This is a genomic window from Mesorhizobium sp. M1348 (assembly GCF_040317925.1).
Lineage (GTDB): Bacteria > Pseudomonadota > Alphaproteobacteria > Rhizobiales > Rhizobiaceae > Mesorhizobium.
Genome location: NZ_JAMYLH010000022.1, coordinates 1 through 23,749, shown reverse-complemented (window position 1 = coordinate 23,749; position 23,749 = coordinate 1). Strand labels below are relative to the sequence as shown.

At 61.0% G+C, this 23,749-nt stretch carries 29 protein-coding genes; 19 read left to right on the top strand and 10 right to left on the bottom strand.

Going from position 1 to position 23,749, the window contains the following annotated elements; translation table 11 throughout:
* Positions 1-2: 2 nt before the first annotated feature.
* From NKH13_RS26615 to NKH13_RS26600, 4 genes are all read left to right on the top strand, one after another.
* A complete protein-coding gene (locus NKH13_RS26615; RefSeq protein WP_352915570.1) occupies positions 3-1,007 on the top strand; it encodes a sugar-binding protein in 1,005 nt (334 codons plus the stop codon).
* A 47-nt stretch (positions 1,008-1,054) separates the two neighbouring features.
* A complete protein-coding gene (locus tag NKH13_RS26610; protein ID WP_352721107.1) occupies positions 1,055-1,804 on the top strand; it encodes a glucose 1-dehydrogenase in 750 nt (249 codons plus the stop codon).
* 84 nt (positions 1,805-1,888) lie between these two features.
* The gene (locus tag NKH13_RS26605; protein ID WP_352721105.1) at positions 1,889-2,926 is read left to right on the top strand and encodes a DUF930 domain-containing protein; all 1,038 of its coding nucleotides are present in this window, start codon (positions 1,889-1,891) and stop codon (positions 2,924-2,926) included.
* A 152-nt stretch (positions 2,927-3,078) separates the two neighbouring features.
* Positions 3,079-3,879: a class I SAM-dependent methyltransferase gene (locus NKH13_RS26600; protein WP_352721104.1), complete on the top strand. Its 801-nt coding sequence runs from the start codon at positions 3,079-3,081 to the stop codon at positions 3,877-3,879.
* 110 nt (positions 3,880-3,989) lie between these two features.
* Here the strand turns inward: NKH13_RS26600 and NKH13_RS26595 are convergent, their stop codons facing one another.
* The 4 genes from NKH13_RS26595 to NKH13_RS26580 all read right to left on the bottom strand — a co-directional run bounded on the left by NKH13_RS26595 (position 3,990) and on the right by NKH13_RS26580 (position 6,001).
* The gene (locus tag NKH13_RS26595; protein ID WP_352721102.1) at positions 3,990-4,565 is read right to left on the bottom strand and encodes a dihydrofolate reductase family protein; all 576 of its coding nucleotides are present in this window, start codon (positions 4,563-4,565) and stop codon (positions 3,990-3,992) included.
* Between the two features lie 101 nt (positions 4,566-4,666).
* Positions 4,667-5,200, bottom strand: a complete 534-nt coding sequence (locus NKH13_RS26590) for an SRPBCC family protein (protein ID WP_352721100.1) — start codon at positions 5,198-5,200, stop codon at positions 4,667-4,669.
* On the bottom strand, positions 5,197-5,586 hold the full coding sequence (locus tag NKH13_RS26585; RefSeq protein ID WP_352721098.1) for an ArsR/SmtB family transcription factor: 390 nt from the start codon (positions 5,584-5,586) through the stop codon (positions 5,197-5,199). The genes NKH13_RS26590 and NKH13_RS26585 overlap by 4 nt, the downstream gene beginning before the upstream one ends.
* Positions 5,587-5,665: 79 nt before the next feature.
* Positions 5,666-6,001, bottom strand: a complete 336-nt coding sequence (locus NKH13_RS26580; RefSeq protein ID WP_352915565.1) for a hypothetical protein — start codon at positions 5,999-6,001, stop codon at positions 5,666-5,668.
* Here NKH13_RS26580 and NKH13_RS26575 point away from each other — a divergent pair.
* A complete protein-coding gene (locus NKH13_RS26575; RefSeq protein ID WP_352721096.1) occupies positions 6,001-7,551 on the top strand; it encodes a winged helix-turn-helix domain-containing tetratricopeptide repeat protein in 1,551 nt (516 codons plus the stop codon). The two genes, NKH13_RS26580 and NKH13_RS26575, sit on opposite strands and share 1 nt — an antisense overlap.
* 103 nt (positions 7,552-7,654) lie before the next feature.
* Here NKH13_RS26575 and NKH13_RS26570 read toward each other — a convergent pair whose 3' ends face one another.
* On the bottom strand, positions 7,655-8,290 hold the full coding sequence (locus tag NKH13_RS26570) for an ankyrin repeat domain-containing protein (protein WP_352915562.1): 636 nt from the start codon (positions 8,288-8,290) through the stop codon (positions 7,655-7,657).
* Positions 8,291-8,519: 229 nt separating this feature from the next.
* On the opposite strand from NKH13_RS26570, the gene NKH13_RS26565 reads away from it, so the two are divergent.
* Entirely contained in the window at positions 8,520-9,374 is an 855-nt protein-coding gene (locus NKH13_RS26565; RefSeq protein WP_352721094.1) for an aldo/keto reductase, read from the top strand.
* A gap of 251 nt (positions 9,375-9,625) precedes the next feature.
* On the opposite strand, the gene NKH13_RS26560 is transcribed toward NKH13_RS26565, so the two are convergent.
* Positions 9,626-9,931 (bottom strand): hypothetical protein, encoded by a 306-nt coding sequence (locus tag NKH13_RS26560; protein ID WP_352718268.1) that lies wholly within the window; start codon positions 9,929-9,931, stop codon positions 9,626-9,628.
* A gap of 236 nt (positions 9,932-10,167) precedes the next feature.
* Between NKH13_RS26560 and NKH13_RS26555 the strand changes: the two genes are divergently transcribed.
* The 11 genes from NKH13_RS26555 (at position 10,168) to NKH13_RS26500 (ending at position 20,235) form a co-directional block, all read left to right on the top strand.
* Complete coding sequence (locus NKH13_RS26555; protein ID WP_352915559.1) at positions 10,168-11,460, top strand: Nramp family divalent metal transporter; 1,293 nt, start codon at positions 10,168-10,170, stop codon at positions 11,458-11,460.
* A gap of 577 nt (positions 11,461-12,037) precedes the next feature.
* Complete coding sequence (msuE, locus tag NKH13_RS26545; RefSeq protein ID WP_352915554.1) at positions 12,038-12,595, top strand: FMN reductase; 558 nt, start codon at positions 12,038-12,040, stop codon at positions 12,593-12,595.
* A gap of 52 nt (positions 12,596-12,647) precedes the next feature.
* Positions 12,648-14,012, top strand: a complete 1,365-nt coding sequence (locus tag NKH13_RS26540) for an LLM class flavin-dependent oxidoreductase (RefSeq protein ID WP_352915551.1) — start codon at positions 12,648-12,650, stop codon at positions 14,010-14,012.
* Between the two features lie 40 nt (positions 14,013-14,052).
* Positions 14,053-14,901, top strand: a complete 849-nt coding sequence (locus NKH13_RS26535; protein ID WP_352718260.1) for an ABC transporter permease — start codon at positions 14,053-14,055, stop codon at positions 14,899-14,901.
* A 52-nt stretch (positions 14,902-14,953) separates the two neighbouring features.
* Positions 14,954-15,952, top strand: a complete 999-nt coding sequence (locus NKH13_RS26530) for an ABC transporter substrate-binding protein (protein WP_352915549.1) — start codon at positions 14,954-14,956, stop codon at positions 15,950-15,952.
* Between the two features lie 41 nt (positions 15,953-15,993).
* Positions 15,994-16,755 carry an ABC transporter ATP-binding protein gene (locus NKH13_RS26525; protein ID WP_352915546.1) on the top strand — a complete coding sequence of 254 codons (762 nt, stop codon included), beginning with the start codon at positions 15,994-15,996 and terminating at the stop codon, positions 16,753-16,755.
* A 167-nt stretch (positions 16,756-16,922) separates the two neighbouring features.
* Complete coding sequence (locus tag NKH13_RS26520) at positions 16,923-17,555, top strand: BA14K family protein (RefSeq protein WP_352915544.1); 633 nt, start codon at positions 16,923-16,925, stop codon at positions 17,553-17,555.
* Between the two features lie 147 nt (positions 17,556-17,702).
* Entirely contained in the window at positions 17,703-18,026 is a 324-nt protein-coding gene (locus NKH13_RS26515) for a DUF2934 domain-containing protein (RefSeq protein ID WP_352915542.1), read from the top strand.
* A 14-nt stretch (positions 18,027-18,040) separates the two neighbouring features.
* A complete protein-coding gene (locus NKH13_RS26510; protein ID WP_127204769.1) occupies positions 18,041-18,190 on the top strand; it encodes a hypothetical protein in 150 nt (49 codons plus the stop codon).
* Positions 18,129-18,506, top strand: a complete 378-nt coding sequence (locus NKH13_RS26505) for a BA14K family protein (protein WP_352915539.1) — start codon at positions 18,129-18,131, stop codon at positions 18,504-18,506. The genes NKH13_RS26510 and NKH13_RS26505 overlap by 62 nt, the downstream gene beginning before the upstream one ends.
* A gap of 94 nt (positions 18,507-18,600) precedes the next feature.
* The gene (locus NKH13_RS26500; RefSeq protein ID WP_352915536.1) at positions 18,601-20,235 is read left to right on the top strand and encodes an AAA family ATPase; all 1,635 of its coding nucleotides are present in this window, start codon (positions 18,601-18,603) and stop codon (positions 20,233-20,235) included.
* 336 nt (positions 20,236-20,571) lie between these two features.
* Here the strand turns inward: NKH13_RS26500 and NKH13_RS26495 are convergent, their stop codons facing one another.
* The 4 genes from NKH13_RS26495 to NKH13_RS26480 form a co-directional block, all read right to left on the bottom strand.
* Positions 20,572-21,498 (bottom strand): S1 domain-containing protein, encoded by a 927-nt coding sequence (locus NKH13_RS26495; protein ID WP_352915534.1) that lies wholly within the window; start codon positions 21,496-21,498, stop codon positions 20,572-20,574.
* Positions 21,479-21,994 (bottom strand): hypothetical protein, encoded by a 516-nt coding sequence (locus NKH13_RS26490; protein ID WP_352915531.1) that lies wholly within the window; start codon positions 21,992-21,994, stop codon positions 21,479-21,481. Before NKH13_RS26490 ends, NKH13_RS26495 begins: the two co-directional genes overlap by 20 nt.
* A gap of 487 nt (positions 21,995-22,481) precedes the next feature.
* Positions 22,482-22,691, bottom strand: a complete 210-nt coding sequence (locus NKH13_RS26485; protein WP_352915528.1) for a hypothetical protein — start codon at positions 22,689-22,691, stop codon at positions 22,482-22,484.
* A 121-nt stretch (positions 22,692-22,812) separates the two neighbouring features.
* Positions 22,813-22,971 carry a hypothetical protein gene (locus tag NKH13_RS26480; protein WP_352915526.1) on the bottom strand — a complete coding sequence of 53 codons (159 nt, stop codon included), beginning with the start codon at positions 22,969-22,971 and terminating at the stop codon, positions 22,813-22,815.
* Between the two features lie 136 nt (positions 22,972-23,107).
* Between NKH13_RS26480 and NKH13_RS26475 the strand changes: the two genes are divergently transcribed.
* Together NKH13_RS26475 and NKH13_RS26470 are read left to right on the top strand one after the other, a co-directional pair.
* Positions 23,108-23,368, top strand: a complete 261-nt coding sequence (locus NKH13_RS26475) for a hypothetical protein (protein WP_254819421.1) — start codon at positions 23,108-23,110, stop codon at positions 23,366-23,368.
* A gap of 3 nt (positions 23,369-23,371) precedes the next feature.
* Positions 23,372-23,632 carry a hypothetical protein gene (locus NKH13_RS26470; RefSeq protein ID WP_023677293.1) on the top strand — a complete coding sequence of 87 codons (261 nt, stop codon included), beginning with the start codon at positions 23,372-23,374 and terminating at the stop codon, positions 23,630-23,632.
* Positions 23,633-23,749: the final 117 nt, after the last annotated feature.

The following is a 23,749-nucleotide window of genomic DNA, read 5'->3' as shown; positions in this document are numbered from 1 at the left end:
ACATGAAAAAACATCTGCTCACGGCCGCCGTCGCGCTTGGCGCAATGGTGCTCGCCGTTTCCGGCGCCCAGGCGAAATACACCTTCGCCCTCGTGCCGAAGAACATGAACAATCCTTTCTTCGACCAGGCACGCGACGGCTGCAAGAAGGCCGAAGCCGAATCCAATGGCGCTGTGGAGTGCATGTATATCGGTCCCGGCGAACATGGCGGTGGCGACGAGCAGGTGCAGATCGTGCAGGACCTCGTGGCCAAGAAGGTGGACGGCATCGCCGTGTCGCCATCGAACGCCGCGGCGATGGCGGTTGCGCTGCAGGCCGCCAAGGAAGCCGGCATCCCGGTCCTCACCTGGGACTCCGATCTCCTGCCCGAAAACAAGGATCTGCGCGTTGCCTATATCGGCACGCACAATTATGAGATCGGCGAGAACCTCGCCAAGCTTGTCATGCAGATCAAGCCTAAAGGCGGCACGATCTGCATCCAGTCCGGCGGCGCCGCGGCGGCCAACCACAACGAGCGCATGCAAGGCATTCGCGATACGCTTTCGGGCACCAAATCGGCGGCCTCGCCCGGGGATCGGCTGACGGGCCAGAACGGCTGGACCGAAATCGAAGGCTGTCCGCTCTACACCAACGATGATTTCCCGCTTTCGGTGCAACAGTTCGAGGATATCATGGCGAAAAACCCGAACCTCGACGCATTCGTCCCAACCGGTGGCTTCCCGCAGTTCATCCCTGATGCCAACCGCGCCGCGGTCGGACCGTACAAGGACAAGATCGCCTCGAAGGCCCTGGCCCTTGTCGTTGCCGACACGCTTCCGGTACAGATCGACCAGATGAAGGAAGGTTTCTCCCTTGGCCAGGTCGGCCAGCGGCCGTTCGAGATGGGCTACAAGACGATGATGGCGCTGAAGGACATGAAGGAAGGCAAGGCTCCGCCGGCCGACCCGACCTACACGGGCCTCGATGTCTGCACTCCGGAGACAGCCGACACCTGCGTCGCCAAATAGTGCTTTTGGGCGGGAGGAAACTCCCGCCCTTTTCATAGGGGATCTCAATGCCGGAATTGTTCTCGCTCAAGGGCCGTGTCGCGTTGGTCACGGGTGCCTCGCGTGGTCTTGGTTTTGCCATGGCCAAGGCACTTGCGGAAAACGGCGCGACGGTGATCGTCAATGCCCGCGACATGGCCGCCCTTTCCGTAGCGGCCGAAAGGATCGGTGCAGAAGCCCTGCCGTTCGACGTCACCGACGCGGCGATCTCAAGGGCGTCGCTCGAAGGAATCGTCGAACGCCACGGCCGCCTCGACATTCTGGTCAACAACGCCGGCATCCAGCATCGTAAACCGCTGGTCGAATGGGAGGACGAGGATTTCGACCATGTGGTTGCCGTCAATCTGTCGGCTTGCTTCCGCATGATGCGCGACGCGGTGCGCCTGATGCTGCCAAACAAGTTCGGGCGCATAATAAACACCGGATCGGTCGCAGCGATCCTTGGCCGTCCCACCATTCACGCCTATGTGGCGGCAAAGGCGGGCCTGCACGGGCTGACACGCTCCACTGCTGCTGAGCTGGGCCGTCACGGCATCACCGTCAACGCGATCGCCCCCGGCTATTTCGCCACCGAGCTCAACACCGCACTTATGCGCGACGAGGCCTTCACCAAATGGGTCGAGGCACGAACCCCCGCGGGCCGCTGGGCCCAGCCTGAGGAGCTCGGCGGAGCCGTGGTGTTTCTCGCCTCCGACGCTGCCGGTTACGTCAACGGGCACGTGCTGGCGGTTGACGGCGGGCTATCGGTTTCCCTGTAACCGGCAAACTGCGTTGAGGAATTTCAACCGGGCGACACTGTGCCGGCAGGGTGTGTCTGCTAGCTAGCCGCTTGAAATGACGAGTTGCTGCATCTGCTGCTGGCCCGGGTCCTCTACGCGGACGCCCACGCCAGACGATTGGATGACGCGCCGTATTGCAGCCGCCGACTTTCGATTCGCAACGGGTTATTTCGACGTCTGGCGGCATCGGTGCTTGATGCCGCCAATATTTCATTCCACACACCGGTCACGATGACGGACGAGATACGGGATCAGCGCCAGGTATTCAGGTGGGCCTTGCCTGCCTCCGCGGTCCTGCATTTGCTCGCCGCCGCGCTTCTTTTGTCCGCACTGCCGGTGTCGCCCCCGCAACCGCAGAAGGAGCAGGCCATCGGGGTGGATCTGGTGCCACCGCCCAAACCATCGGAGAAAGCCAAACCTCCGCCTCCCGCGAAACCGGCCAAGCCCGAAAAGCCGCCGGAAGCAAAGATCGAGACGCCGGCGCATCCGGAAGCCGACCCTCAGAGGCCCGTCTTCCAATTCGGCGAGAAGGACGCTGGTCCTCGCAAGTCTCTGGACGGCAACAGTGCGGAGGATGGTTCGCAGTCACCGGCGGCGCCGCAAGATCCGGATAAACAGGAGCTTGCGCAGCCAACTGCCGTGACAGCGGCCGAAGGGAAGGACCAGGCTGCGCAGCCGGCCGCGGCCCAGCCGCCGAACCCAAACTCGACCGGTGTCGCCAAAGCCCAAAGGCCCTTGAAGCTTCAGGAAGCGAAGAGATTGTTCTCGAAAACAGCAACCGGTGATCCGGTAGCGACAACCGCCATGAGAAATGTGCCGCGCGCCGTGCGGATCGGTCAGCTCTGCAACACGGAGCTCGCACAGCAATTGGTGCACGCGTCGCCCCCCTATTTCCCAGACAGCTTGCTTGAGTATCGACTGAAGGCCGGCACGGTCATGAACGTCGCCAGTGCGCCGTTCCCTGCAAACGGGCAGTGGTACGATCTGAGTTTTCGCTGCGAGGTCGATCCGGACGCGACGAAAGTCGTGTCGTTTGCCTTTCGTGTTGGAAATCCGGTGCCGCGCAGCGAATGGAAGCGCCGCGGGTTGCCCGCCGAATAGGGGGTCGAGGCCACGGAGGCTGGCTGTCCGGCGCCATCAAATCCGGCCGGCGATGTCTTCGCGCGCCCCGGGTGACCGAACCAACACACGCCAAAAGTGGCTTTCGTCAGCGGCCGCCGAAGTCTAGCATACGGCTTTGGGAGGAGGGTTCGATGACTTCAAGTTTCAACGTTCACCATGCTGCCGGCTATGAGCAGCTCATGGGCCGCTGGAGCCAAAGGCTCGCGCCGCTGTTCATCGGCTTCGCGGGCCTTAAGGACGGCGAAACGATCCTCGACGTCGGTTGCGGCACCGGCAGCCTGACCTTCGCGCTCGTCAAGGCCGCTGACCTCAGTGAGGTGGCCGCGATCGACTTTTCGGCCGTTTTCGTCGAGGAGGCAATCCGGCGCAACACCGATCCGCGGATAAAAATCCGCCAGGCGGATGCCTGTGCCCTGCCTCTTGAGGACGGCGCGTTCGACCGTGCCTTGGCGCTGCTCGTGCTCCATTTCGTGCCCGAAGCCGGCAAGGCAGTCGCCGAGATGCGTCGCGTCGTGCGGCCGGGCGGTGTGGTCGCGGCGACGGTATGGGACCATCTCGGCGGCATGCCGGGGATGCGCATGATGATCGACACGGTGGCGGTGCTCAGCGAAGGCGGACGCCAGCTGCGCGCCCGCTATTGCACCCAGCCGATGATGCAGCCGGGTGAAATGAAACGGACCTTTGTCGAGCAGGGTCTCCGCGACGTTACGGAGACCGAGTTGATGATCCGCATGGACTATCAAAACTTCGACGATTACTGGGCGCCGATAGCCGCCGGCGAAGGGCCGCTCGGCAAGTATGTAGCCACGCTCGACGCGGAAGAGCGGGCGCGCACCGACGCCGCCATGCGCGACGCCTACGAGGCCGGCCGGCCCGACGGCCCGAGGTCCTTTGCCAATGTCGCCTGGGCCTGCCGCGGCGTCGTTGCCTGACATTGGCGCTAATGCATGCCGCGCAAAAGTGGGCAGCGGTTTTGCGGTAACGACATGCATAACAAAGAACCTAAAGCGCGTCGCATGAGGCCGATCGAACGCGATGCGCTTTAGCCGATCCCGTAGACCAGCCCGACGCGGCCGTCCGACAGCTGTTCGACCTTGCGCAGTTCGAGCCCACGACGATTTTTCGCCGTCCCAAACAGCGGCTTTCCTTCACCGGCGAGCAGGGGATAGACGATCAGCCTGAGTTCATCGACCAGCCCGGCATCGATAAGGCTCGCGGTAATTCGGGCGCCGCCCATAAGGTAGATGTCCTTGCCGGGCTGCTGCTTGAGGGCAGCAATGTCCTCAAAATTCCGTACGAAGCGCGTCTTTGGCCAGGCCGCCGAAGTCATTGTGTTCGACAGCACATAATGCGGGGTCTGCGCGGCGAAACGGGCCCATTCGAGCTCGGCCGGCTTCGGCAATTTGCCGGTCATCGGCAGCGGCTTGTCGGGCTCGTTCTGGATGGCGCTCCAGTAGCGCTCGTAGCCGGCATACATGACGCTGCCAAGCAGGCAGGCGTCGATTTGCGGCGTCAGGCCGTATTCGTCCGACCACGCGTCGACCCAATCGGCGTAACCCTCTGGGCCCTCCATTTTGCCGTCGACGGAAATTTTCATTCCAGTGATCAATTTACGCATGACTTCCTCCATCAGGCTTGCGGGATGCAAGCACGTTTCATCAGTTCATCGTTGCTTCGTGTGACTGGCGGCGACCTCAGGGATGGCCGCCGCGAGTTACATCAGGCCGGCAGGCGGCGGTCGTATTCTTCCCGCAGGCGGCTCCAGCCGTCCCAGAACGAGGTCGGTGTCTTGCCCGCCAGGCGGGCGGCCAGCAGGTCGAGGTGTATGTGCCAGCCGGCAGTGATGTTGAGCTGGATTGCACGTTCCGGCAGGCGCCGATGGACGACGGTGAGCAGCACATCGCTACCCTTCGCCTCCAGCAGGAAGGAGACGCCGCCGGTATTTCCCCAGGTGATGGAAAGCTTGCGCGGCGGATCGAGTTCGGTGATCCGGCCCTCCATCCGGTGCTCTTCGGGAAAGCCCGCGGGGCGCTGGCCAGGCGGGTCGGTCAGCTCGTCGTTACGCCAGACGAACTCGAACGAGCTGCCCGCCTTCATTTCCATCTGGCCCGCGGCCATCCATTGCCGGCGCAGGTCACTCTCGGTGAGATAGGCCCAGATGCGCTCGATGGGGCCGGGCAAAAGGCGCTGGATGGTGAACGTGGCGGGCTCGCTCAGCTCGCCATAGGCATCGATGGTTCTCATCTGATTCATTGCTCGTCTCCTTCTTTCGGGTTGGGCGATTTCCTGGGCTCATTCTGGGCTTTGCGTGCGTCCTCTTCGCGAAGAAGGCGTTCGAGAACATCGAGACGCCCCGTCCAGAAGCGCTCGTAGAAGCTGAGCCACTGATGGGCGCTGGCCAGCGGTCCGGGGGCTAGTCGGCACAGATGCGTGCGGCCCCTCACCTCTCGACGAATAAGTCCTGCATTCTCCAGCGCCTTGATGTGCTTGGAGGCGGCCGCGAGCGACATCGCGAAGGGTTCCGCCAGCTGGCTGACCGTTTTCTCGCCATCGGCGAGATCGCGAAGCATGTGCCGCCGGGTGGCGTCACCAAGGGCGTGAAAAACCGCGTCCATCTGGGGTGTCTCTAATTCAACCATGTAGTTGAATATAGACGCACGCTTTGAGATAGTCAACCGTTCGGTTGAATAATTGGGGGAAAACCCTGCTATGGCAGATTCAGCAGAATTTCAGAAATCTTCCGGTACGCGCCCGTTCTTTGGCTTCATTGTGCTCAAGAAAGAACCGGATGAGGTCGACCATGTCACTGAATGAGAACACGCGCCAAGCCGCCCGGCAAGAACTCCTGGAATTTGCATCCACCGTCATGGCTGCGTCGCCTTGTGCGCCCATGCCTGGAACAATGTTCGAAATGCTGGAGATCATGGCCATGGAGAGGCGGATGACTTCCAGCCAAAGTAAAGGCGAACCAAATTCTTCTGATCCCTTGACGTCCGCGCCGATTGAGACCCCAATCAGGCTGCGTTTGGTCGAGCTGGTCAGATCGGCATTCAATGTCGCGAGAAAACCCAGGGAACGTACCACTGGCACTTGGCAGTTGCGAGCTTGATCTTGCCCGCGGGCTGCTGCTGCGCGACGGGAAACCTGTTGCACTGCGTTCCAAGGCGTTTGATCTGTTGACCTATCTCAGCAGGAATGTCGGGCGTGTCGCGACCAAGTCGGAACTGATGTCCGCGGTGTGGCCCGATGTCTTCGTAACCGAGGACTCACTGACGCAGGCGGTCAGGGAGTTGCGAAAGGCGCTGAACGACGAAAGCCAAACCATTATCCGCACGGTCGCCAAACGCGGCTACATCCTCTCTCGTCTCGAAGCGCCAAAGCAAGAGCGCGCTGGACAGCCGAGCGTTGCGGTGCTGCGTTTCACCAATGAAGGTGCGCCGGAAGACACCCCTCTGGTGGACGGCTTTGCCGAAGACATCGTCAACGCGTTGGCTCGCTTCGGAACGGTCGTCGTGCTGGCGCGCAATTCCGGCTTTGCATTCGTCTCGGATTCGGCTTCCGATTGGCGTGCCGTTGGCGCCAGCCTTGGCGCAACCTATCTGGTCCGCGGCAGGGCGACTACTCGCGCAGACGGGATGCGGGTCACTGTCAGTCTCACTGCCGCCTCGACGGGTGGAGTCTTGTGGAGCGATACCTTTTCTGCGTCTGGCGGCCAGATCTTCGACATGCAGGAAGAAATCGCTCGCCGTGTGGTGAACCGGCTGGTCGCTCGGCTCGACGACGCAGGTGTCAAGCAGGCAACCCCAAAGCCTCCCGACAGTTTGGCTGCATACGAGCTTCTGCTGCGCGGACTGGCCCGTCTGCGCGGTTATAATGATGATGACAACGAGGCTGCGCGCGGTCTTTTCCAGGCTGCGGTCGACAAAGACCCGGCCTATGCACTGGCGCATTCCTACGTCGCGCTCGCCGATCTCATTATCGGTGGCTATGCCGAGGCATCCCCGGCATTGCTTGGTTCGGTGATCCACCGCGCGGAGTGTGCGGCGACCTTGGCGCCGGAAGAGCCACGCTGCCATCGCGTACTCGCCCAGGCTTTCATCTCGGCCCGTCAGTTCGATGCGGCTGAACATCACCTTCAACGCGCGCTCGACCTCAATCCATATGACGCCGATACGATTGCGCAAATGGGGTTCTTGCTGACGATGAGAGGCAGGCCTCTTGAAGCACTCGCGGCGGTTGACAATGCGATACGGATCAACCCGATCCATCCAGACTGGTACCACTACGATCGCGCCATCGCGCTATACTCAGTCGGAGATTACAAGGCCGCGATTGTCAGCATGTCCAAGGTCCCCTCGAAGACGCCCTGGCGACTTACAAGGCTGGCGGGGTGCCACGCGCAACTCGGCGACCTGGAGGAAGCTCAGCGCATCATGGCAGAGGTCAAGCGGATAGCGCCTGACTATTCGCCACTGGAGTTTGCGCAAACCGGGATTGCCTTCGAACATGCGAGCGACGTTGAACACCTCGTTGCCGGCGTCGCCAAAGCACTTGCGGCTTATGAGGCCGGCCTGGTCGGCGGCCTGCCCGGACATCGTGAGTAGCACCGCACTTATCGCGAAGGGCTGACGAGCCTTCCGGATTGGAGGATTACCTGCTTCTCGTCAGGTAACCACAAATGGCAACTGCAACCGGGAAGCGGAAGCTTCACTTGCCTTCGAAGAAAGTATGAATCGAGACTTCCAGCTTTTCGATAAGCTGAGGGTTGTGGCAACTGCCAGCCCAGATCAGGGCGTTTAGCCTCATCTCTTTGTTGATAAAGCTCACTTTCCCAGAATCCAGCAGGTATTCCGCGATCTCGTAGTGCCGCCCCTTGATAGCCTCGATGAGCGCGTTGTTTCTCCCCGTCTTGTCGGTCAGTTTTATTTCCGCGCCATTCTCCACGAGCAACTTGACGACTTCGAGATGCCCGTTCTTCGCCGCCTCGATAAGAGCCGTTCTGCCGTAGTAGTCAGCTCGCGCGTTGATCTCTATTTGGGGGTGTCTCACGAGGACTGAGATACACGCGTAATGTCCCTTGGCGGACGCAAGGCTCAAGGGCGTGCTCTTCCACTTGTTTCTGGAATTCACGTCGATTTCCGGGTCTTCGATCAGCACCTCGACCACCGCTGTGCGGTCATTGAGGGCTGAAAGGTGAAGTGCAGACCAGCCGCCGTCGTCCGACTGATTGATGTCGGCGCCAGCCGCCAATTCCGATCGAACCGCCTCCGCATCGCCTTTTTCTGCCGCGACCAGCAGGGGAGACCAGTCTCTTGCCCCTTCGGCTTCCAAGCTGTTGGTCAACGCAGTCGCCTCCTCGGATAGTCGGCAGAATACCACAGAATCCGCGATAGTGGGGTCGTCCTGTGTAGGGTTCTCTGGCGCCCGTGGGTCACAGAGCGCTGTCGGCCCGAAACGGAGGATCAGCGCTTCACGTCCGTCTCCTCACATTCTCCTGATATCGACTGGCTTTCGCGGCCATCCAGACTAGATAGAGCCTGCGCCGGGCGGAACGATGCAGAAGGACCTGAACATGCCTGAACAGATTACCCTGAATAGACCTGAACAAATCAGATTGAACGACGGCTCCGCCATTCCGCAAATCGGCCTCGGCGTGTGGCAGGTCGATCCAGCCATCACCGCCAAGGTGGTGCGCTGCGGAATCGAGGCCGGCTACAGACTGATCGATACCGCCGAAGGCTATCGGAACGAAGAAGGTGTCGGGCAGGCAATCCGCTCGGCCGGCGTGCCGAGAAGCGAGTTGTTCATCACCTCGAAACTGCGCAACGGCGCGCATCAGCGCGACGCCGCCTTGCGCGCCTTCGACGAGACGATGAGCAAGCTCGGCATCGAGCAGATCGACCTGTTCCTGATCCATTGGCCGGTGCCCAGCCAGGACAGATATGTCGAGGCCTGGAAGACGCTTATCGAACTCAGGCAATCAGGCCGGATCAAGTCGATCGGCGTTTCGAACTTCAACCACGACCATCTCGAACGGATCATCGGCGAGACCGGCGTCACGCCGACCGTCAACCAGATCGAGCTCCACCCCCGCTTCCAGCAGCGTGACAGACGCGAATTCCATGACAGGCACAACATCCGCATCGAGAGCTGGAGCCCGCTGGGCAGCGGCCGGCTGTTGAGCGATCCGACGCTTGAAGGCATTGCCAGGAAACACGGCAAGTCGGTGGCGCAGACGATCGTCAGGTGGCACCTTCAGGAAGGGCTGATTGTCATTCCAAAGTCGATCCACCAGGATCGGATCGCCGCCAATTTCGATGTCTTCGATTTCGAGTTGGAAGCGAAGGACCTCGAGCTTATCCGGTGCATGGATTCGCCCGACGGCCGCACCGGCCCGAACCCCGCCACGGCCGCATTCCTGTTCTGAGGGCCGACCGGGACGTTGGCATTCCTTCACACCCCCCTCTGTCCTGCCGGACATCTCCCCCTCAAGGGGGGAGATCGGCAGCTTCAATAGCCGCGCCCTTCTTGCAGCGTCGGAGATTAGCGAAGGCCGCGATGCGGGCCAATTTCCCCCCTTGAGGGGGAGATGTCCGGCAGGACAGAGGGGGGAGATGTCCGGCAGGACAGAGGGGGGTGCTGTCCCGCCAGCGATCAAGACTACCCTTCTCGCTAGCCTCATATCCCCGAGCCATCCACCAGCGGCACATCTTCCCCTTCCCAGGGGCTCGGCATCGATCCCTTGCTGAGATTGGCCGACGGCAGCGGCATCCAGCACTTCAGTTCGGGTTCGGCATATTCGACGATGCGTCCTGGCGACGAATCGGAAGCGCGCCAGCCTTCGCTGCCGAACTGATCGGCGCGGGCCCAGTAAGCCATGTCGACCTCGGCCGGCCCCTGCTCGGATGGCCGAACCGTGACAAGGATTCTGCTGCCGTCCCTTGGCGCGCTCGACATGTGGCGCCACTGAGCGGGCTCGTCCATTGCATTTCCTCCTGCGATCTTCGCCTCGCACGGATAGTCGCTTCGCGTTCGGAAGCGGTCAACCCGAACTTTTTTGCCTGAGACAAAACCCCTGCCCCGTCGTCGCGGAACAAGTCATGGCGCGCCGGGTTTGGGCAAGTTGTTGAAGGAAGCAAAATGAGACCAGCGCCGCGACCGATCCTTATCATTGTTGCATGGCAGCCCGCGCCTTTCGTTCGCAACCCGGTCCGGTCGCAATGAGGCAGGCCGGTTCCGATCGTTCCATCCCACCTGAGGAGAGGAAAGGCGGCATAGGCCGAGCGCTCGGCCTCGGCCTGATAACAGGGGCGGCCGACGACGATTGCTCCGCGATAGGCACCTACGCCAGTGCCGGCGCCCGCTTCGGACCCGACCTGCTTTGGACGGCTCCGGTGACGTTGCCGATGATGTATGTGGTCGTCTACCTGTCGTCGAAGCTCGGCCAGGTATCCGGGCGCGGATTGTTCCACGTCATCAAGGACTTCTATCCACGGTGGCTGCTTTGGTCCGTGCTTTTGGGGGTGCTCATTGGAAACACCATTGAGGCCGCGGCGGATCTTGGTGGAATGGCGGCCGCGACCAACATGTTCGTACCGCTTCCCATTCCGCTGATCGTGCTGTTCGTCGCCGCCCTCATCTTCGCCCTCCAAGTCTTCGGCTCCTATACTTTGATCCGTAACATCTTTCGCTGGCTGGCGCTGGCGCTGCTCGCTTATGTCGGTGCCGCCATTCTGGCCAAGCCGGACGCCGCGGCGGTGCTGCGCGGAACGCTGCTTCCCAAGATCGAATTCAACCGTGAGTTCCTGTCGATCCTGGTCGCCATCATCGGCACTACGCTGTCCGCCTATCTCTACACGTGGCAGTCCAATGAGGAGGTCGAGGAGGAGATTGCCCAGGGGCGAACGACGCTCAGCCAAAGGAAGGGCGCCACCGACAGCGAACTCCGTCGCTCTCGCCGGGACATCCTCATCGGCATGATGTTTTCAAATCTCATCATGTATTTCATCATCCTGTCGACGGGTGCTACGCTCTACAAGGCGGGCCACCACGATATCGACACGGCTGCACAAGCCGCGGAGGCGCTGCGCCCGCTCGCTGGCCAGGCCGCAAGCGTTCTGTTCGCCGCAGGCGTGATCGGCGTCGGTTTCCTCGCGGTTCCTGTCATGACCACCGGCGCTGCCTATGATGTTGCACAAGCCATCGGCTGGAAAAACAGCCTGCACGCCCGGGCTCGAGAGGCACCCAAATTTTATCTCGCCATCGGCTTTTTTACGGCGATCGCCGCTGGCCTTAACTTCCTCGGCTTCAATCCGATGAAGGCGCTGGTCTGGTCCGGCATTGTTCAGGGCTTCTCGACGCCGCCTTTGCTGCTGCTCATCATGCTGATGACGAACAGCCGCAGGATCATGGGCGACCAGGTGAACAGCCGGAGCACCAACATACTCGGTTGGACAACGACCGCCGCCATCTTCTCGGCGACGATCGGCCTGGTTGCAACCTGGTTCATGTGATCGGGCGGAAGCAAAGGGACGCCGCCGGTTGGATTACCCGTTCCCGCTTACGGACTGTCCCAGCTTTGCCGATCTTGGAAACTCCACAACGTCTCCGCGTGGCCGCTTGTATTGCGCTGCGACAATTGCATCGATCAAGAGATCCAGAGCCGCACGAGCCGTGCGGCTCGTCTCGTCGTCGCCGCTCAAATAATGGCAGGCTCGTTCAAGATGGAGGTGTGCGGCGGCAAAGTCGCTTGTCATCGGCTTCTCCCTGTTGTCCGCCGGCAGGCAAGATGACCGCCCCGATTTACCCAAAAGCAAATATCCACAGCCGGATTTGAATCAAATTGGACTGACTCGCTGCATGCCCGCGGGACAAGGTGCTGGCAGGCCTTTGCATCGCTGGTCGATGCGCTGCGCCGGTGCAGTACGCCGCGTTGAATGAACCAATTGCGGGCGATGTGCCGCAAACTCAGTTCGCTCATCGCCCTGCTTTTGAAATTTTCTCGCTCTTTTAATTCTACAAACTCTCTAGACTTAAAGTAGATCGCTAGACCCAAGATCTTAAAACAGAGCGCTTGAGAGGGAGCCAGGAATGTCGAAGAAGCTCGTTGTGGGGCTGTCGGGCAACTTGACCCGGCCATCGAAGACCAAGGCGTTCGTCGGCCACATTGTCGGGCAGGCCGCCGAAAGCATCGGCGCGGCCTCGGCCGTCTTCGACATCGAGGATCTTGGCGCGTCCCTGCCGCGGGCAAGGCGCCTCGGCGACCTCGACCCGGCGGCGCGCAATATCGTCGAACGGCTGCTGGGCGCCGATATCCTGGTGGCCGGCTCGCCGACTTTCAAAGGCAGCTATACCGGGCTTTTCAAGCATTTCTTCGACCTGCTCGATCCGTCATCGCTGAGGGGCAAGCCCGTCATCCTCGCCGCGACCGGCGGCGGCGAGCGCCATTCGCTGATCGTCGAGCACCAGCTGCGGCCGCTGTTCGGCTTCTTCGAGGCGCTGACCGTGCCGACCGCGATCTACGCCTCCGACAAGGATTTTGCCAATGGCGTGCTGGTATCGGAAGCCATCCACGCCCGCGCCCGGCAAGCGGTCGCCGAGGCATGCCGGGTAACCGGAGTGCCCTACGGCGTCGGCCTTGCCGCCTGAACGCACCACTGACCCGAGATCCCCTTTCCGATCCATCCAGGAGCACGCCGCGATGACAAGATCCACCAAATCCAGGCAAATCAAACTGGGCGCTTTCCTGCCCGGCGGCGGACAGCATATCGCCGCCTGGCGTCACCCCGAGGCGCCGGTCGATGGCGCCACCAATTTCGAGTTCCACAAGCAGCTTGCCCTGACCGCCGAACGCGGCCTGTTCGACGCCTATTTCCTCGCCGACAATCTGACGGTCGGGCTCGGCGCCCGCGAAGGCGGCAATGCCAAGATCGCCGGCTTCGAGCCGGTGACGCTGTTTGCAGCGCTGGCGCCGCTCACCACGCATCTCGGTTTCATCGCCACCGCCTCGACCACCTATGAGGAGCCCTATACGCTCGCCCGCAAGTTCGCCTCGCTCGACCTTCTGTCGAATGGCCGCGCCGGCTGGAACGTCGTCACCTCGGCCGGCGACGAAACCGCGCGCAATTTCAATCGTGAGACGCAGCCTGCCCACGCCGAGCGCTATGCCCGAGCGCATGAGCATGTCGAGACGGTCAAGGCGCTGTGGGACAGCTGGGAGGACGATGCCTTCGTCCGCGACAAGAAATCGGGGCGCTTCTACGATAAGGACAAGCTCCACGACATCGACCACAAGGGCGCGCATTTCAGCGTCAAAGGGCCGCTCAACGTGCCGCGCCCGGTGCAGGGGCACCCGGTGGTGGTGCAGGCGGGGCAATCGGAGGACGGCCGCAAGCTCGCCGCCCACTCGGCGGAAGTCATCTTCACCGCCCATCAGAACCTGGCGTCGGCGCAGGAATTCTATCGCGATATCAAGGCCCGCGTGACGGCCGTCGGCCGCGATCCCGAGCAGGTGCTGATCATGCCGGGCGTAGCACCCTTCGTCGGCCGCACCGAAGAAGAAGCGCGCGCCAAATACCAGCAGCTGAACGATCTCATCTTGCCGGAGGACGGCGTCGCCCTGCTCAACGGGCTGGCCGGCCAGACGCTCGACATCAGGGGCTATCCGCTCGACGGACCGCTACCGCCGAGCAAGGAAACCGAAGGCATGAAGAGCCGCCAGGCGCTGATCCGCCAGATTGCCGACGAGCACAACTTTACCATCCGCCAGCTCTATCAATGGGTGGCGACGGCGCGCGGCCATTACACCGTCATCGGCAGTGCAGTGCAGGTCGCCGACCAGCTGGAGGAATGGTTCGGCAACGAAGCCGCCGACGGCTTCAACATCCTGCCGCCCTGGCTGCCCGGCGGGCTCGACGACTTCGTCGAGCTGGTTATCCCCGAACTGCAGCGCCGCGGCCTTTTCCGCACGGCCTATGAAGGCAGGACGCTGCGCGAGAACCTCGGCCTCAGGCGGCCTGAAAACCCGTGGACCGCCGCTCGCTCGGCCGTGCTGGCTGCCGAATAGTCCCGAGAAGCCCGATACTTTCCAAGCAAGAGGCAAGACGATGACTTTGCAGCACATCGAACAGGCCGCCAGCCTCGGCACGCGTGACAGCACGACAAGCCTCGGCTCGGACTTCCTGCGCCTCGGCGGCCGGGCGGGAATTCGCTTCCTGTCGCGCTACGGCGTCCTCATTGCTTTCCTCGCAATCTGGCAAGTGTCGAGCAGCGCCGGCTGGGTCAACACGGCCGTGCTGCCGCCGATCGACATGATTGTCGCGGCACTTTGGAAGGGGCTGGCCGGCGGCACTCTGCTCGGCGACATCGCCATCAGCCTGCAGCGCGCCGGTCTCGCCTTCGCGGCCGCCGTGCTGGTCGCCATCCCGCTTGGCCTGTTCATGGGCCAGGTGCGCGCCGTCGAAACCGCCCTCGATCCGATCCTGCAGGTTTTCCGCCAGACCTCGGCGCTGGCGCTCTATCCGGTGTTCATCCTGCTGCTTGGGCTCGGCGAAGCCTCCAAGGTGTTCGTCATCTTCTGGGCGACGCTGTTCCCGCTGCTGCTCAACACCATCGGCGGCGTCAAGCAAGTCGATCCGAAACTGCTGGAGATGGCCCGCGTCTATGGTGCCAGGCAGCTCACCGTGTTCCGCCGCGTTGTGCTGCCCGGCGCCGTGCCCTCGATCTTCGTTGGGCTGAGGCTCAGCGCCACCACGGCGCTGCTGCTTTTGATCGCCTCCGAAATGATCGGCGCCAACAAGGGCATCGGCTTTCAGGTGATGAACGCGCAGTACAACTTCCAGATTCCGCTGATGTTTGCCGCAATCGTCATCCTCGCCGGCCTCGGCCTGATCGCCAACCAGGCGCTCGTCAGCCTGCAGCGGCGACTCTGCCGCTGGAGCAATGCCGTCGACTGACCTCCCCTTTCGCCATCGACCAGACCCAAGCCAACCAGGAAAGACCCGCACCATGAAAATCACCCGCCGTTCCCTGCTTGCCGGCGCGCCGTTCGCCGCCGGCCTTCTCGCCGCCGGCCTGCCGCGCTTCGCTTTTGCCGAAGCGGCACCCGTCAAGTTCCGCTCCCTCGCCAGCCGTGGCAGCATCTCTCCGCATGAGCTGGCCGGCGAGCTCGGCTATTTCAAAGGCCTCGGTATCGAGGTCGAGAATGTCGGCTACTCCGGCGGCGGCCCGGAATCATTGTTTGCGCTCGCCTCCGGCAGCGTCGATATTGGCTCGGCTGCAACCGCCGCCGTGATCAACTCGATCTCCGGCGGCAACGACTTCGTCGCCGTCTATCCGAGCAACGGCATCAACAGCAAGGTGCGAAGCGTCTTCTACGTGCTGGACGACAGCCCGATCAAATCGATCGCCGACATCGCCGGCAAGACCATCGCCGTCAACACGCTCGGGGCCCATCTCGACTACACCGTGCGCGAGGCGCTGCACAGCGTCGGCCTGTCGCCGGATGCCGCCAATCTCGTCGTCGTGCCCGGACCGCAGCTCGAGCAGACCTTGCGCTCCCGCCAGGTCGACATCGCGGCGCTGGGCTACTGGCAGGCGACGTTTGCCGGCGCGCTGGTCGACAATGGCGGCGTGCGTGGCGTGTTCAACGACACGGACGTGCTGGGCGAGCTGGCCGGCGGCTTCGTCGTGCTCAGGCGCGACTTCATCGCCGCCCATCCCGACGCCGCCCGCAATTTCGTCGAGCAATCGGCGCGCGCCTCCGACTGGTCGCTGCAGAACCCCGACGAAGCGCGCAAGGTGCTGGCAAACATCCTCGACAAGCGCGGCGAAAACGGCGAGCTGGCGCGCTACTGGACCGGCTTCGGGCTGCGCCAGGGGGCCAAGGCGACGGACCGCGACATCGACTTCTGGGTCAGCGTGCTCGAGCGCGACGGCCGGCTGCCAAAGGGTAAGCTGAAGGCAGCGGACATCCTCTACCGGCCCGGCGAAACCAAGACCAACTGACAAGGCCAACCGGCAAGGCAATCAGCTGGGAGACGAGCCCGATGAGCAGCACAAGCGGCGGTGAGGTCAGCATACGCGACCTGTCCAAATCGTTCAGCATCGGCGGGCGATCGCTTGCAGTGCTGAGGACCCTCAATCTCGACATCCGCTCGGGCGAATGCCTGGTCATCGTCGGCGCCAGCGGATCGGGCAAGACTACGCTGCTGCGCATCCTGGCCGGACTGGAGGCGGCCGACAGCGGCGGCGTCGCCATCGACGGCAAGCCGGTGCACGGCGTCGGTGCCGAGCGCGCGGTGATCTTCCAGGAACCGCGCCTGCTGCCCTGGCTGACGGTGCTCGGCAATGTCGCCTTCGGCCTCGAAGTGCGCGGCATGCCGAAGGCCGAGGCCGAGGAACGGGCGCGCTTCTATATCGCGCTCGTCGGCCTCGCCGAATTCAGTGATGCTTACCCAAGGCAGCTGTCGGGCGGCATGGCGCAGCGCGTCGGCATCGCCCGCGCCTTGACCGTGCAGCCCGAAATCCTGCTGCTCGACGAGCCGCTGGGCGCGCTCGACGCGATGACCAAGATCGGCATGCAGGAGGAACTGGCGCGCATCTGGAGCGAGGAGAACGTCACCATGGTGATGGTGACCCACGACCTCGAGGAAGCGATCTACCTCGCCGACAGGGTGCTGATCCTGCCCAAGGAGAAAGGCGGCGCGGCGCGGCTGATCGACATCGACCTGCCCCGCCCGCGCGAGCGCAGCGAAAGCCGCTTCGTGCGCTACCGCGAAGAACTGCTGCGCGAATTCGGCCTGCACTGAAAGCCTAAAAGGCCTTAGGTTCCTCGCCCCGCAAAGCGGGGAGAGGTGTCTCGGCGAAGCCGAGACGGAGAGGGGCCTTCCTTTTTGAAAGCCCCTGCCCCGCGCTCCTTCCTGGAACCGGATTCCCCGCCCTGCATTTCCTTAACCGGGAGGCGAAGGAGCGCGGCATGAAAGCTTTGTTCGCAATCTTTGGCGGCTTCGTCCTGACGCTCGCCGTATTCGCCAGCGGTCTCGCCTTCGCCACCTGGCTATTGATAGCCAAGCCGGTACGGCCGGCCGTCCCCGTCTCCAGCGTCGAACTGTGGACCAAGGACCCGCGCCCGGTAAACCAGGCCTCGCAACGCCTCGAGCGCCTTCCCGCTCGCGCGGTCCCCGTTCGCACCTCGGAAGTTGATCGCAGCTCGAAACCCGCCGACACCGCCGCAGCTTCGATCCCCGACACCACCGCCACCGGCTCTATCCAGCCACCAGCGGAAGAGCAGCAAGCGCTGCCCGCCGCTCATGTCGAATGGTGCGCCAGCCGCTATCGCTCCTACCGGCCGGACGACAACCGCTACACATCCTACAGCGGACAACAGCGCCCCTGCATCTCGCCCTATCTCAACGCCGGCGATGACGGCAGCTATGTCGAGGCGAGCGATACGTCGTCGGTGGAGGGCTACGCGCCATCGGATGAACCCGGCGCCGCCGAGCTCTCATCCGACCACGTGCAATACTGCTTCAGCCGCTACCGGTCATATCGACCGGAAGACAATAGCTATCAGCCGTATTCCGGCGGGCCGCGTCGGCAGTGCCAGTAGCAGGGCGCTGGGCGGCGGGCTAGCGAACCGAAGGGCATGGTGTCTTGTGCGATCCCACGCTCGAGCGGCTAACCAACGATCACGCAAATTTTTTTGGATCGTTCGGATCGGCGCGGCGTTCATCCGACAGGCAAAGGAGGAATCAAGATGGGCGACCAACGGGACGACAAGATTCGTGAGCGCGCATACCAGATCTGGGAACGCGAAGGCGGGATCCATGGCGATCCCGAGCGGCACTGGCACCGGGCCGAGGCCGAGATCGACAGGGAGGCAGCCCTGCCGTTGACGGCAGGCGATGCCCTGCCGGAAACCCGCGAGGTCGCGAGCTCCGACGTCTTGACGGTGGAGGCCCTCGCGGTTCGCACCGGCATATCGGGCGAACAGGCGCAGGAGCTGATCGACAGGCTGGGCAACGACAGGGCGGCGATCGAGCAAGCCGCGCGCAACCTCACTGGGACGCGGCGGCCCTAGCCAAGGAGAGACAGATGATCAGAAAACTCAAAGACGGAAAATACCGCCTCTATTCGCGCAAGAAGGATGAAAAGACCGGCAAGCGCCGCAATCTCGGGACGTTTGACAGCCGCGAGGCTGCGGAAAAGCACGAACGCGAGGTGCAGTATTTCAAGAGGCATTGAGGGGCGTGCCGTCGCTTGCCAGGCAGCCGCGCCGGACGCCTGGCGGAACCTGAATTCCAGCCCTCACAAGCCGTCGCGAAGCCGCTACCGCTCCTACAGGCCAAGCGACGACCACTACACATCCTACAGCGGACAACAGCGCCCCTGCATCTCGCCCTATCTCGATGCCGGCGGTGCCCCGCAAAGGAAACGTTCGCCAATTGGGTCACGAATGCCAGCTTGCGCTCAGAATGATTGTCGTATGGTGCAGCATTGCCTGATCCTGAAAGCGGATCATCGCAGTACAATCGCTTCAAATCGGATAGCTGCTATTTGATCGCCGCGAGTGACTTCCCTCGACGCTGATAAGTTGGCAAGGTCATGATCTCGCCGCGCGAGATAATGGTTCGGGGCACTTATTGGGGGAAGATATGGCCACAAACTCTGAAGCTGCCGAGCCGCCATTTGAAACTGCGGTGCCGCTGACCAACGGGTCTTCATTGCAGCTCCCGGTTTCAACTGCTGCCCCGCTTTTCGTCGTCGGCCCCAATGGCGCCGGTAAGTCTGGTTTAATGCTTTCGCTCTATCGGAAGAATTTTGCGAGAGCTGTCCGCGTCGCCGCACATCGGCAGACTTGGATGGAAACCAACTCGGTGCCGTTTTCACCGCAAAGCAAGATCCAGACCGAGACTAACACGAAGAATCAGGATGCTCAGCCTGAAGCTCGCTGGCGCGAATACGATCCGGCCTCACGGAGTGGCTTGATTATCGCTGACCTTATCGATGCGGATAACAACCTCTCTCGGAACATCCGAGCGGCCGTCAAATCTGGTAAGAGCGCCGAAGCAGCTCAGTTGGCGGACGAATTACCTCCACTTGAGACAATCAACGAGCTTTTGGTCGGATCGGGCATTCCAATCGCCATGACGATCGAACCGAATAGCACGATCGTCGCCAGAAAACGTGAGGGCCCGCCTTATAGCATCGCGGCCCTATCTGATGGCGAACGGGCCGCGCTGCTGATCGCGGGCGTGGTACTAACGGCCAAGAAAGGCTCGCTGATCCTTGTCGACGAGCCCGAGAGGCACTTGCACGCATCAATCGTCACACCATTGCTTCTACAGCTCTTCGCAAAGCGTCCGGATTGCACGTTTGTAGTGTCTACTCATGAGTTGAGTTTGCCCGTCAGTTGCCGCACCGCCAGAACCGTGTTGGTGCGCGACTCCAAGACCGTCAATGACGATGTTGGAAATTGGGACTTGGATGTTCTTGAGCCGGGCATTGGGATCGATGATCCGACCAAAGAGGCTATCATTGGCTCACGCCGCAAGATGCTCTTCATTGAAGGAAGCGCGGACAGCTTAGACAAACCGCTTTACGAAATCCTGTTTCCCGGTGTGTCGATCTTTCCAAGAGCGACTTGCAGCGACGTTGAGCACGCCGTTACCAGTGTTCGTGACACCAGTGCAATTGCGTGGATTCAAGCTTACGGAATAGTCGATCAGGACCAGCTCACTTCAGATAAGAAAATAGCCCTTGAGGCAAAGGGCGTCTTCGCACTTGCCGTCTATTCAGTTGAAGCTCTCTACTACAACCCGACTATCGTGGAGTTGATCGCGAAGCGACAGTGCACGGTCATAGAAGGCGATCCTAGTCAGATGATCGTCAAGGCGTGGACCGATCTTCTTGCCGCGATAGCGTCCAACGCGGATCGCCTTGCTGCTCGCATGACAGAGCAAGCCGTCAAGGACCAAATTAGTCTTGAGATGCCCGACTGGAAGAAAATTCAGGCAGGACAGAACGTCAGTATCGCTGTGGATTCGCAGGCCCATTACCAAGCAGAGAAGGCGCGTTTGCAGGGCTGGATCATCTCTAAGGACGTTGACAAGATTATCGCTCGCTATCCAATCCGAGAGACGCCTGCCTTAACTGTGATCGTGAGTGCTCTGCAGTTCAAAAGCCGTAGCCAATATGAGGCGGCTGTTCGCAAGCTGGTTATAGACGATGTTGTGATAAGGAGCATGTTGGCCGAGCATTTCGGTGGGCTTCCCGCTGCTATGACGTAACTAGTCGGCAAGTCTTCTTGAGGATCGGCTCGGGCAAGATAGGGTGAAGGTCGATGCCCTCGGACTTTTTGATCGGCCGAGGAGCGGCGGCTGTCCAATCTCTCCTGAGAGCTGCCGATCCGCTTCAACCAAAATGCGATATATGGCATTTGCTCGGAAAGGTAGGCTCTTGGCGCTAAGCCGACCTTCGAACGGCACGATTGAACACGCGTCCTGCTACCGTCATCTCTGAGCGCTTAGCGCGTCGCTCGGCGTGGTGACGACAGGGCATCCAGCCGCTCCTGCAAGTGCCCGTTGAGCACGATCAGGTGGCGCCTTGCCCCAAACTCATCGACGCTACTCATTGCCGTAGTCTGGCTCATCGAGCGTGCCGACCTCGATCCCGAAGAAGTCGGCCGGATCACTGTCATCGGTCTCGACTACCTGATCAGCCAAATCCGCGAACCCCAGTTCCTTAGTTCCGTCCAAATCGAGGCCGCAGACCTTGCAGCTAAACTTTCGCGGCGACCAGATTCCATCGACGAAAATGGTATTCTCAACTATCTCAGCGGGCCGGTCAGCAATGTGCCTAAGATGGAGCAGACCTTGGCTTTCACACGCGGGGCACCCAGTCGCCTTTACTGCAGTTCCATTGGTGTAGCGTGCCCATGTCACGCCAGATTCGTCGGCCTTTCGACGATCAGACAGTTCCTCAATACGAAGTCCGGCTATAGATTTCTTGCAAGCCTGTATCCGATCAAGAACCTCCTTTCTAACTTTGGCAGACTGTTCAGCTGTAACTTCATTGGCATCTTTCGCGTGCTCCTTGCCTAATAATTCGTCCAAATCTCGACCCATAAACTCTGTCAGGATCTTCGTAACGCGGTAGAAATCGGGTACCCATTTACCCGATTTGAAATCTTGGAAAGCGTCTTCGCCGGTGTGAAGTTCCCGATTTCTCTGTTCCGCAAGGATGAGGCAAGTACGCACGTCCTCCTCTGTAAAGCCCGGCACTAACTTGCCGAGCCGCTTGAAGACGGTATTCGACATGATGGTTTTCGGATCGCTCGTGGGAACTCCGAACGCGTAGAGGATCGCTTCGCCTTCGCTGCGAGGGTCGGCTATCAGGACGGGATGGATCTGGGAAAGCGCTGCCTTTCCTAACAGTTCTAGCGCGAAAGACGCCAAGAGTGGAAATAGTGGACTCTTGCGGTCGGACTCCATTGCCTGCCTGCCATAAACTCCCGCCTTTGCCCACAACGTGTCAGTGGTCCACTCCTGCATGATGCCAAGCCTCCAATCGAACCAGCTCGCGGTTTTCACCCCCGCCTTTGGCGTATCCCCGCGAGTGCGTACAATTCCAGTTGTCAATCAATAGCGCAGATTTTGGCTTCCATTTATGTGGTGACTCGACCCTTGGAACGAGCTTCTTGATGATCTGTAGGCATGCCCATGCTTCTCCGTTTTCGGGCTCCAAGAAATCCGTATCCCACCGGTGAATGAGATGTTTTCCAACTGCAGTCATCCCGCCAACGACAAAGGCCATGCCTCTGACCCTCAGATGCCACTGGCTGCGAGCGTGTATGTCTTGCATCTTCTTTGGCAGATCGATGATTCGAGTAACGTTGGTAGGCGTCTCGTAGGATTGCTGGGTTTCGTTGATCAGAATGATTAGCCGAGGTGGAAATGGTCTAAAGGCGAAGTCACTGTGATGTGGAAAGCTGTTTACACCATGTCGCGCGGATAGTGTGTTGGCTCTTGCTTCCTCGGCGTTTTTCATGGCGAGGTCCGTGGAGGTCACTAGCCCGATACGCTGACGTAGTGCACGTTCTAATAGCGGCTTAGAACCGTCCGGAAAATCGACCGCTACGAAGCCGCCTCTAAGCGCTGCTTCTATGGCGTCCCGAAAACTTTTGACTGCGTCACTCTCAGCCATTTCAACCTATGAGATAAGTGCACTTTGGAGCCAAGAAATGCCCGCTGTTCGTGCCTTGTTATGTAGCGTACACGAAGTTGCTCGACATCTGGGCCACAGGGATTTGGGTCAGAGTGGATTCTGGAGAATTGTCCTGGTCGCAACCAGAAACCACTGTCAACGATGAAAAGTAAAGTGGTTTTCAAATTAGGTCGATTGGCAGCACTGGTCTTATTGGAACCATCAAACGACAAAAAAAGAGAGGGCGAAACGGCTTGCGCCAAGACCAGAGACGCTTCGCCAGCTGTTCCTGCATTCAGGAAATCTTTGCGCCTTTCCTGGGTGCAATCGGCTAATGATGAACGAGGTCGGCAAGTTTGTTGGCCAAGTCTGTCATATCGAGGGAGCTGAAGAGGGAGGCGAACGCTTTCGGGAGGACATGAGCAACGAGGAACGGCGTTCTGCGGCCAATCTCCTGCTGCTTTGCTATGATCACCATGTCGAGACCGACGATGTCATCGCTTATCCTGCAAAGCGGATGCGGCAGATCAAGATCGACCACGAAAAGCGCTTCGCTTCACCCGACAGGGCAATGCTGGCAGAGATGACCGATTGGACTCGCGCTGACGCCGCGACCTTCCCGGTGAATCTTCTTGCGCTTAATCGCGCCTGTGGATGGAATTTCAACCCACCGCATCCAGCCGCTCCTGCAGATACCCGTTCAGCACGATCATCTCCTTGAGCGCCTTCACCGCATCGCCCTTGTGCTGGGCAATGAACTGGTCGGCGACGGCCTGAAGGGCGGCCTCCTGGCGGCTGTCCAGTGTCACGATGTGGTCCACGGTGGGGCCTCCGAGCGTTCCTGTTGAAATTGAACAAAACGGGAACAAAAATGTCAAGAGCGAATTGACTTGGCGAGGAATGCCTTCCTATTTGTCAGTAGGCGGGGCGGTTGCTCACAAATCGAGGAGAGCCGCGATGGGCAGACGAAAAAGCCGGTTCGACAGGCTGTCGGCGAGGGATGCGGAGGCGATCATCAGGGACGCTTTGAGCCTGCGCCGGACGGTGCTGTCGTCGCAGCTGCATCTCAAGGCGCATGGCGAGCTGTTCTGGCAGCTTTGCGGGCTTGTCGAGAAATTGCACGAGGTGCTGGCCAGCGTCGCGGAGAAGGAGCCCGATTACCGGATGGCGGAGCTTGGCCTGCTTCCCCTCCCCGAGGATTACTCGACCCGGAAATGAGCCATGGCCGGGCCGATGGACAGCGTTGGACGTGCCGCCAAGGCCAACATGCTGCTTATCGTGGAGTGCGGCCACTGCTACCACGTCGGGCGCTTCAGGGCGAATGACGTGGCCCAGGTGGTGGGCTGGAACAAGCCGCTGGAAGCGATCAGGTTCAGGTGCAAGCGATGCAGCCGCAAGGACACGACGGTGAAGACGCAGTTCATCGACCAGGATCATCCGCCCAAGGGCTACATCTGGGTGCTGCAGAAATTCAAGCGCTAAAACAAGGAGCCTTGCTTATGCGTCGGGCGAGATTATGTGGCGGAGCCGCCCTGACCCCTTTCGGGTCGGCCAAACCCAGCTTGCCTCCGCCACATAATATTTCATGCCTCTCTCATG

Bases quoted from the DNA above. Each gene is read 5' to 3' on its own strand.
- NKH13_RS26615 (WP_352915570.1), top strand. From the start codon at position 3: ATGAAAAAACATCTGCTCACGGCCGCCGTCGCGCTTGGCGCAATGGTG.
- NKH13_RS26610 (WP_352721107.1), top strand. From the start codon at position 1,055: ATGCCGGAATTGTTCTCGCTCAAGGGCCGTGTCGCGTTGGTCACGGGT.
- NKH13_RS26600 (WP_352721104.1), top strand. From the start codon at position 3,079: ATGACTTCAAGTTTCAACGTTCACCATGCTGCCGGCTATGAGCAGCTC.
- NKH13_RS26595 (WP_352721102.1), bottom strand. From the start codon at position 4,565: ATGCGTAAATTGATCACTGGAATGAAAATTTCCGTCGACGGCAAAATG.
- NKH13_RS26590 (WP_352721100.1), bottom strand. From the start codon at position 5,200: ATGAATCAGATGAGAACCATCGATGCCTATGGCGAGCTGAGCGAGCCC.
- NKH13_RS26585 (WP_352721098.1), bottom strand. From the start codon at position 5,586: ATGGTTGAATTAGAGACACCCCAGATGGACGCGGTTTTTCACGCCCTT.
- NKH13_RS26575 (WP_352721096.1), top strand. From the start codon at position 6,001: ATGTCGCGAGAAAACCCAGGGAACGTACCACTGGCACTTGGCAGTTGC.
- NKH13_RS26565 (WP_352721094.1), top strand. From the start codon at position 8,520: ATGCCTGAACAGATTACCCTGAATAGACCTGAACAAATCAGATTGAAC.
- NKH13_RS26560 (WP_352718268.1), bottom strand. From the start codon at position 9,931: ATGGACGAGCCCGCTCAGTGGCGCCACATGTCGAGCGCGCCAAGGGAC.
- NKH13_RS26555 (WP_352915559.1), top strand. From the start codon at position 10,168: ATGAGGCAGGCCGGTTCCGATCGTTCCATCCCACCTGAGGAGAGGAAA.
- msuE (WP_352915554.1), top strand. From the start codon at position 12,038: ATGTCGAAGAAGCTCGTTGTGGGGCTGTCGGGCAACTTGACCCGGCCA.
- NKH13_RS26540 (WP_352915551.1), top strand. From the start codon at position 12,648: ATGACAAGATCCACCAAATCCAGGCAAATCAAACTGGGCGCTTTCCTG.
- NKH13_RS26535 (WP_352718260.1), top strand. From the start codon at position 14,053: ATGACTTTGCAGCACATCGAACAGGCCGCCAGCCTCGGCACGCGTGAC.
- NKH13_RS26530 (WP_352915549.1), top strand. From the start codon at position 14,954: ATGAAAATCACCCGCCGTTCCCTGCTTGCCGGCGCGCCGTTCGCCGCC.
- NKH13_RS26525 (WP_352915546.1), top strand. From the start codon at position 15,994: ATGAGCAGCACAAGCGGCGGTGAGGTCAGCATACGCGACCTGTCCAAA.
- NKH13_RS26520 (WP_352915544.1), top strand. From the start codon at position 16,923: ATGAAAGCTTTGTTCGCAATCTTTGGCGGCTTCGTCCTGACGCTCGCC.
- NKH13_RS26515 (WP_352915542.1), top strand. From the start codon at position 17,703: ATGGGCGACCAACGGGACGACAAGATTCGTGAGCGCGCATACCAGATC.
- NKH13_RS26510 (WP_127204769.1), top strand. From the start codon at position 18,041: ATGATCAGAAAACTCAAAGACGGAAAATACCGCCTCTATTCGCGCAAG.
- NKH13_RS26500 (WP_352915536.1), top strand. From the start codon at position 18,601: ATGGCCACAAACTCTGAAGCTGCCGAGCCGCCATTTGAAACTGCGGTG.
- NKH13_RS26495 (WP_352915534.1), bottom strand. From the start codon at position 21,498: ATGCAGGAGTGGACCACTGACACGTTGTGGGCAAAGGCGGGAGTTTAT.
- NKH13_RS26490 (WP_352915531.1), bottom strand. From the start codon at position 21,994: ATGAAAAACGCCGAGGAAGCAAGAGCCAACACACTATCCGCGCGACAT.
- NKH13_RS26475 (WP_254819421.1), top strand. From the start codon at position 23,108: ATGGGCAGACGAAAAAGCCGGTTCGACAGGCTGTCGGCGAGGGATGCG.
- NKH13_RS26470 (WP_023677293.1), top strand. From the start codon at position 23,372: ATGGCCGGGCCGATGGACAGCGTTGGACGTGCCGCCAAGGCCAACATG.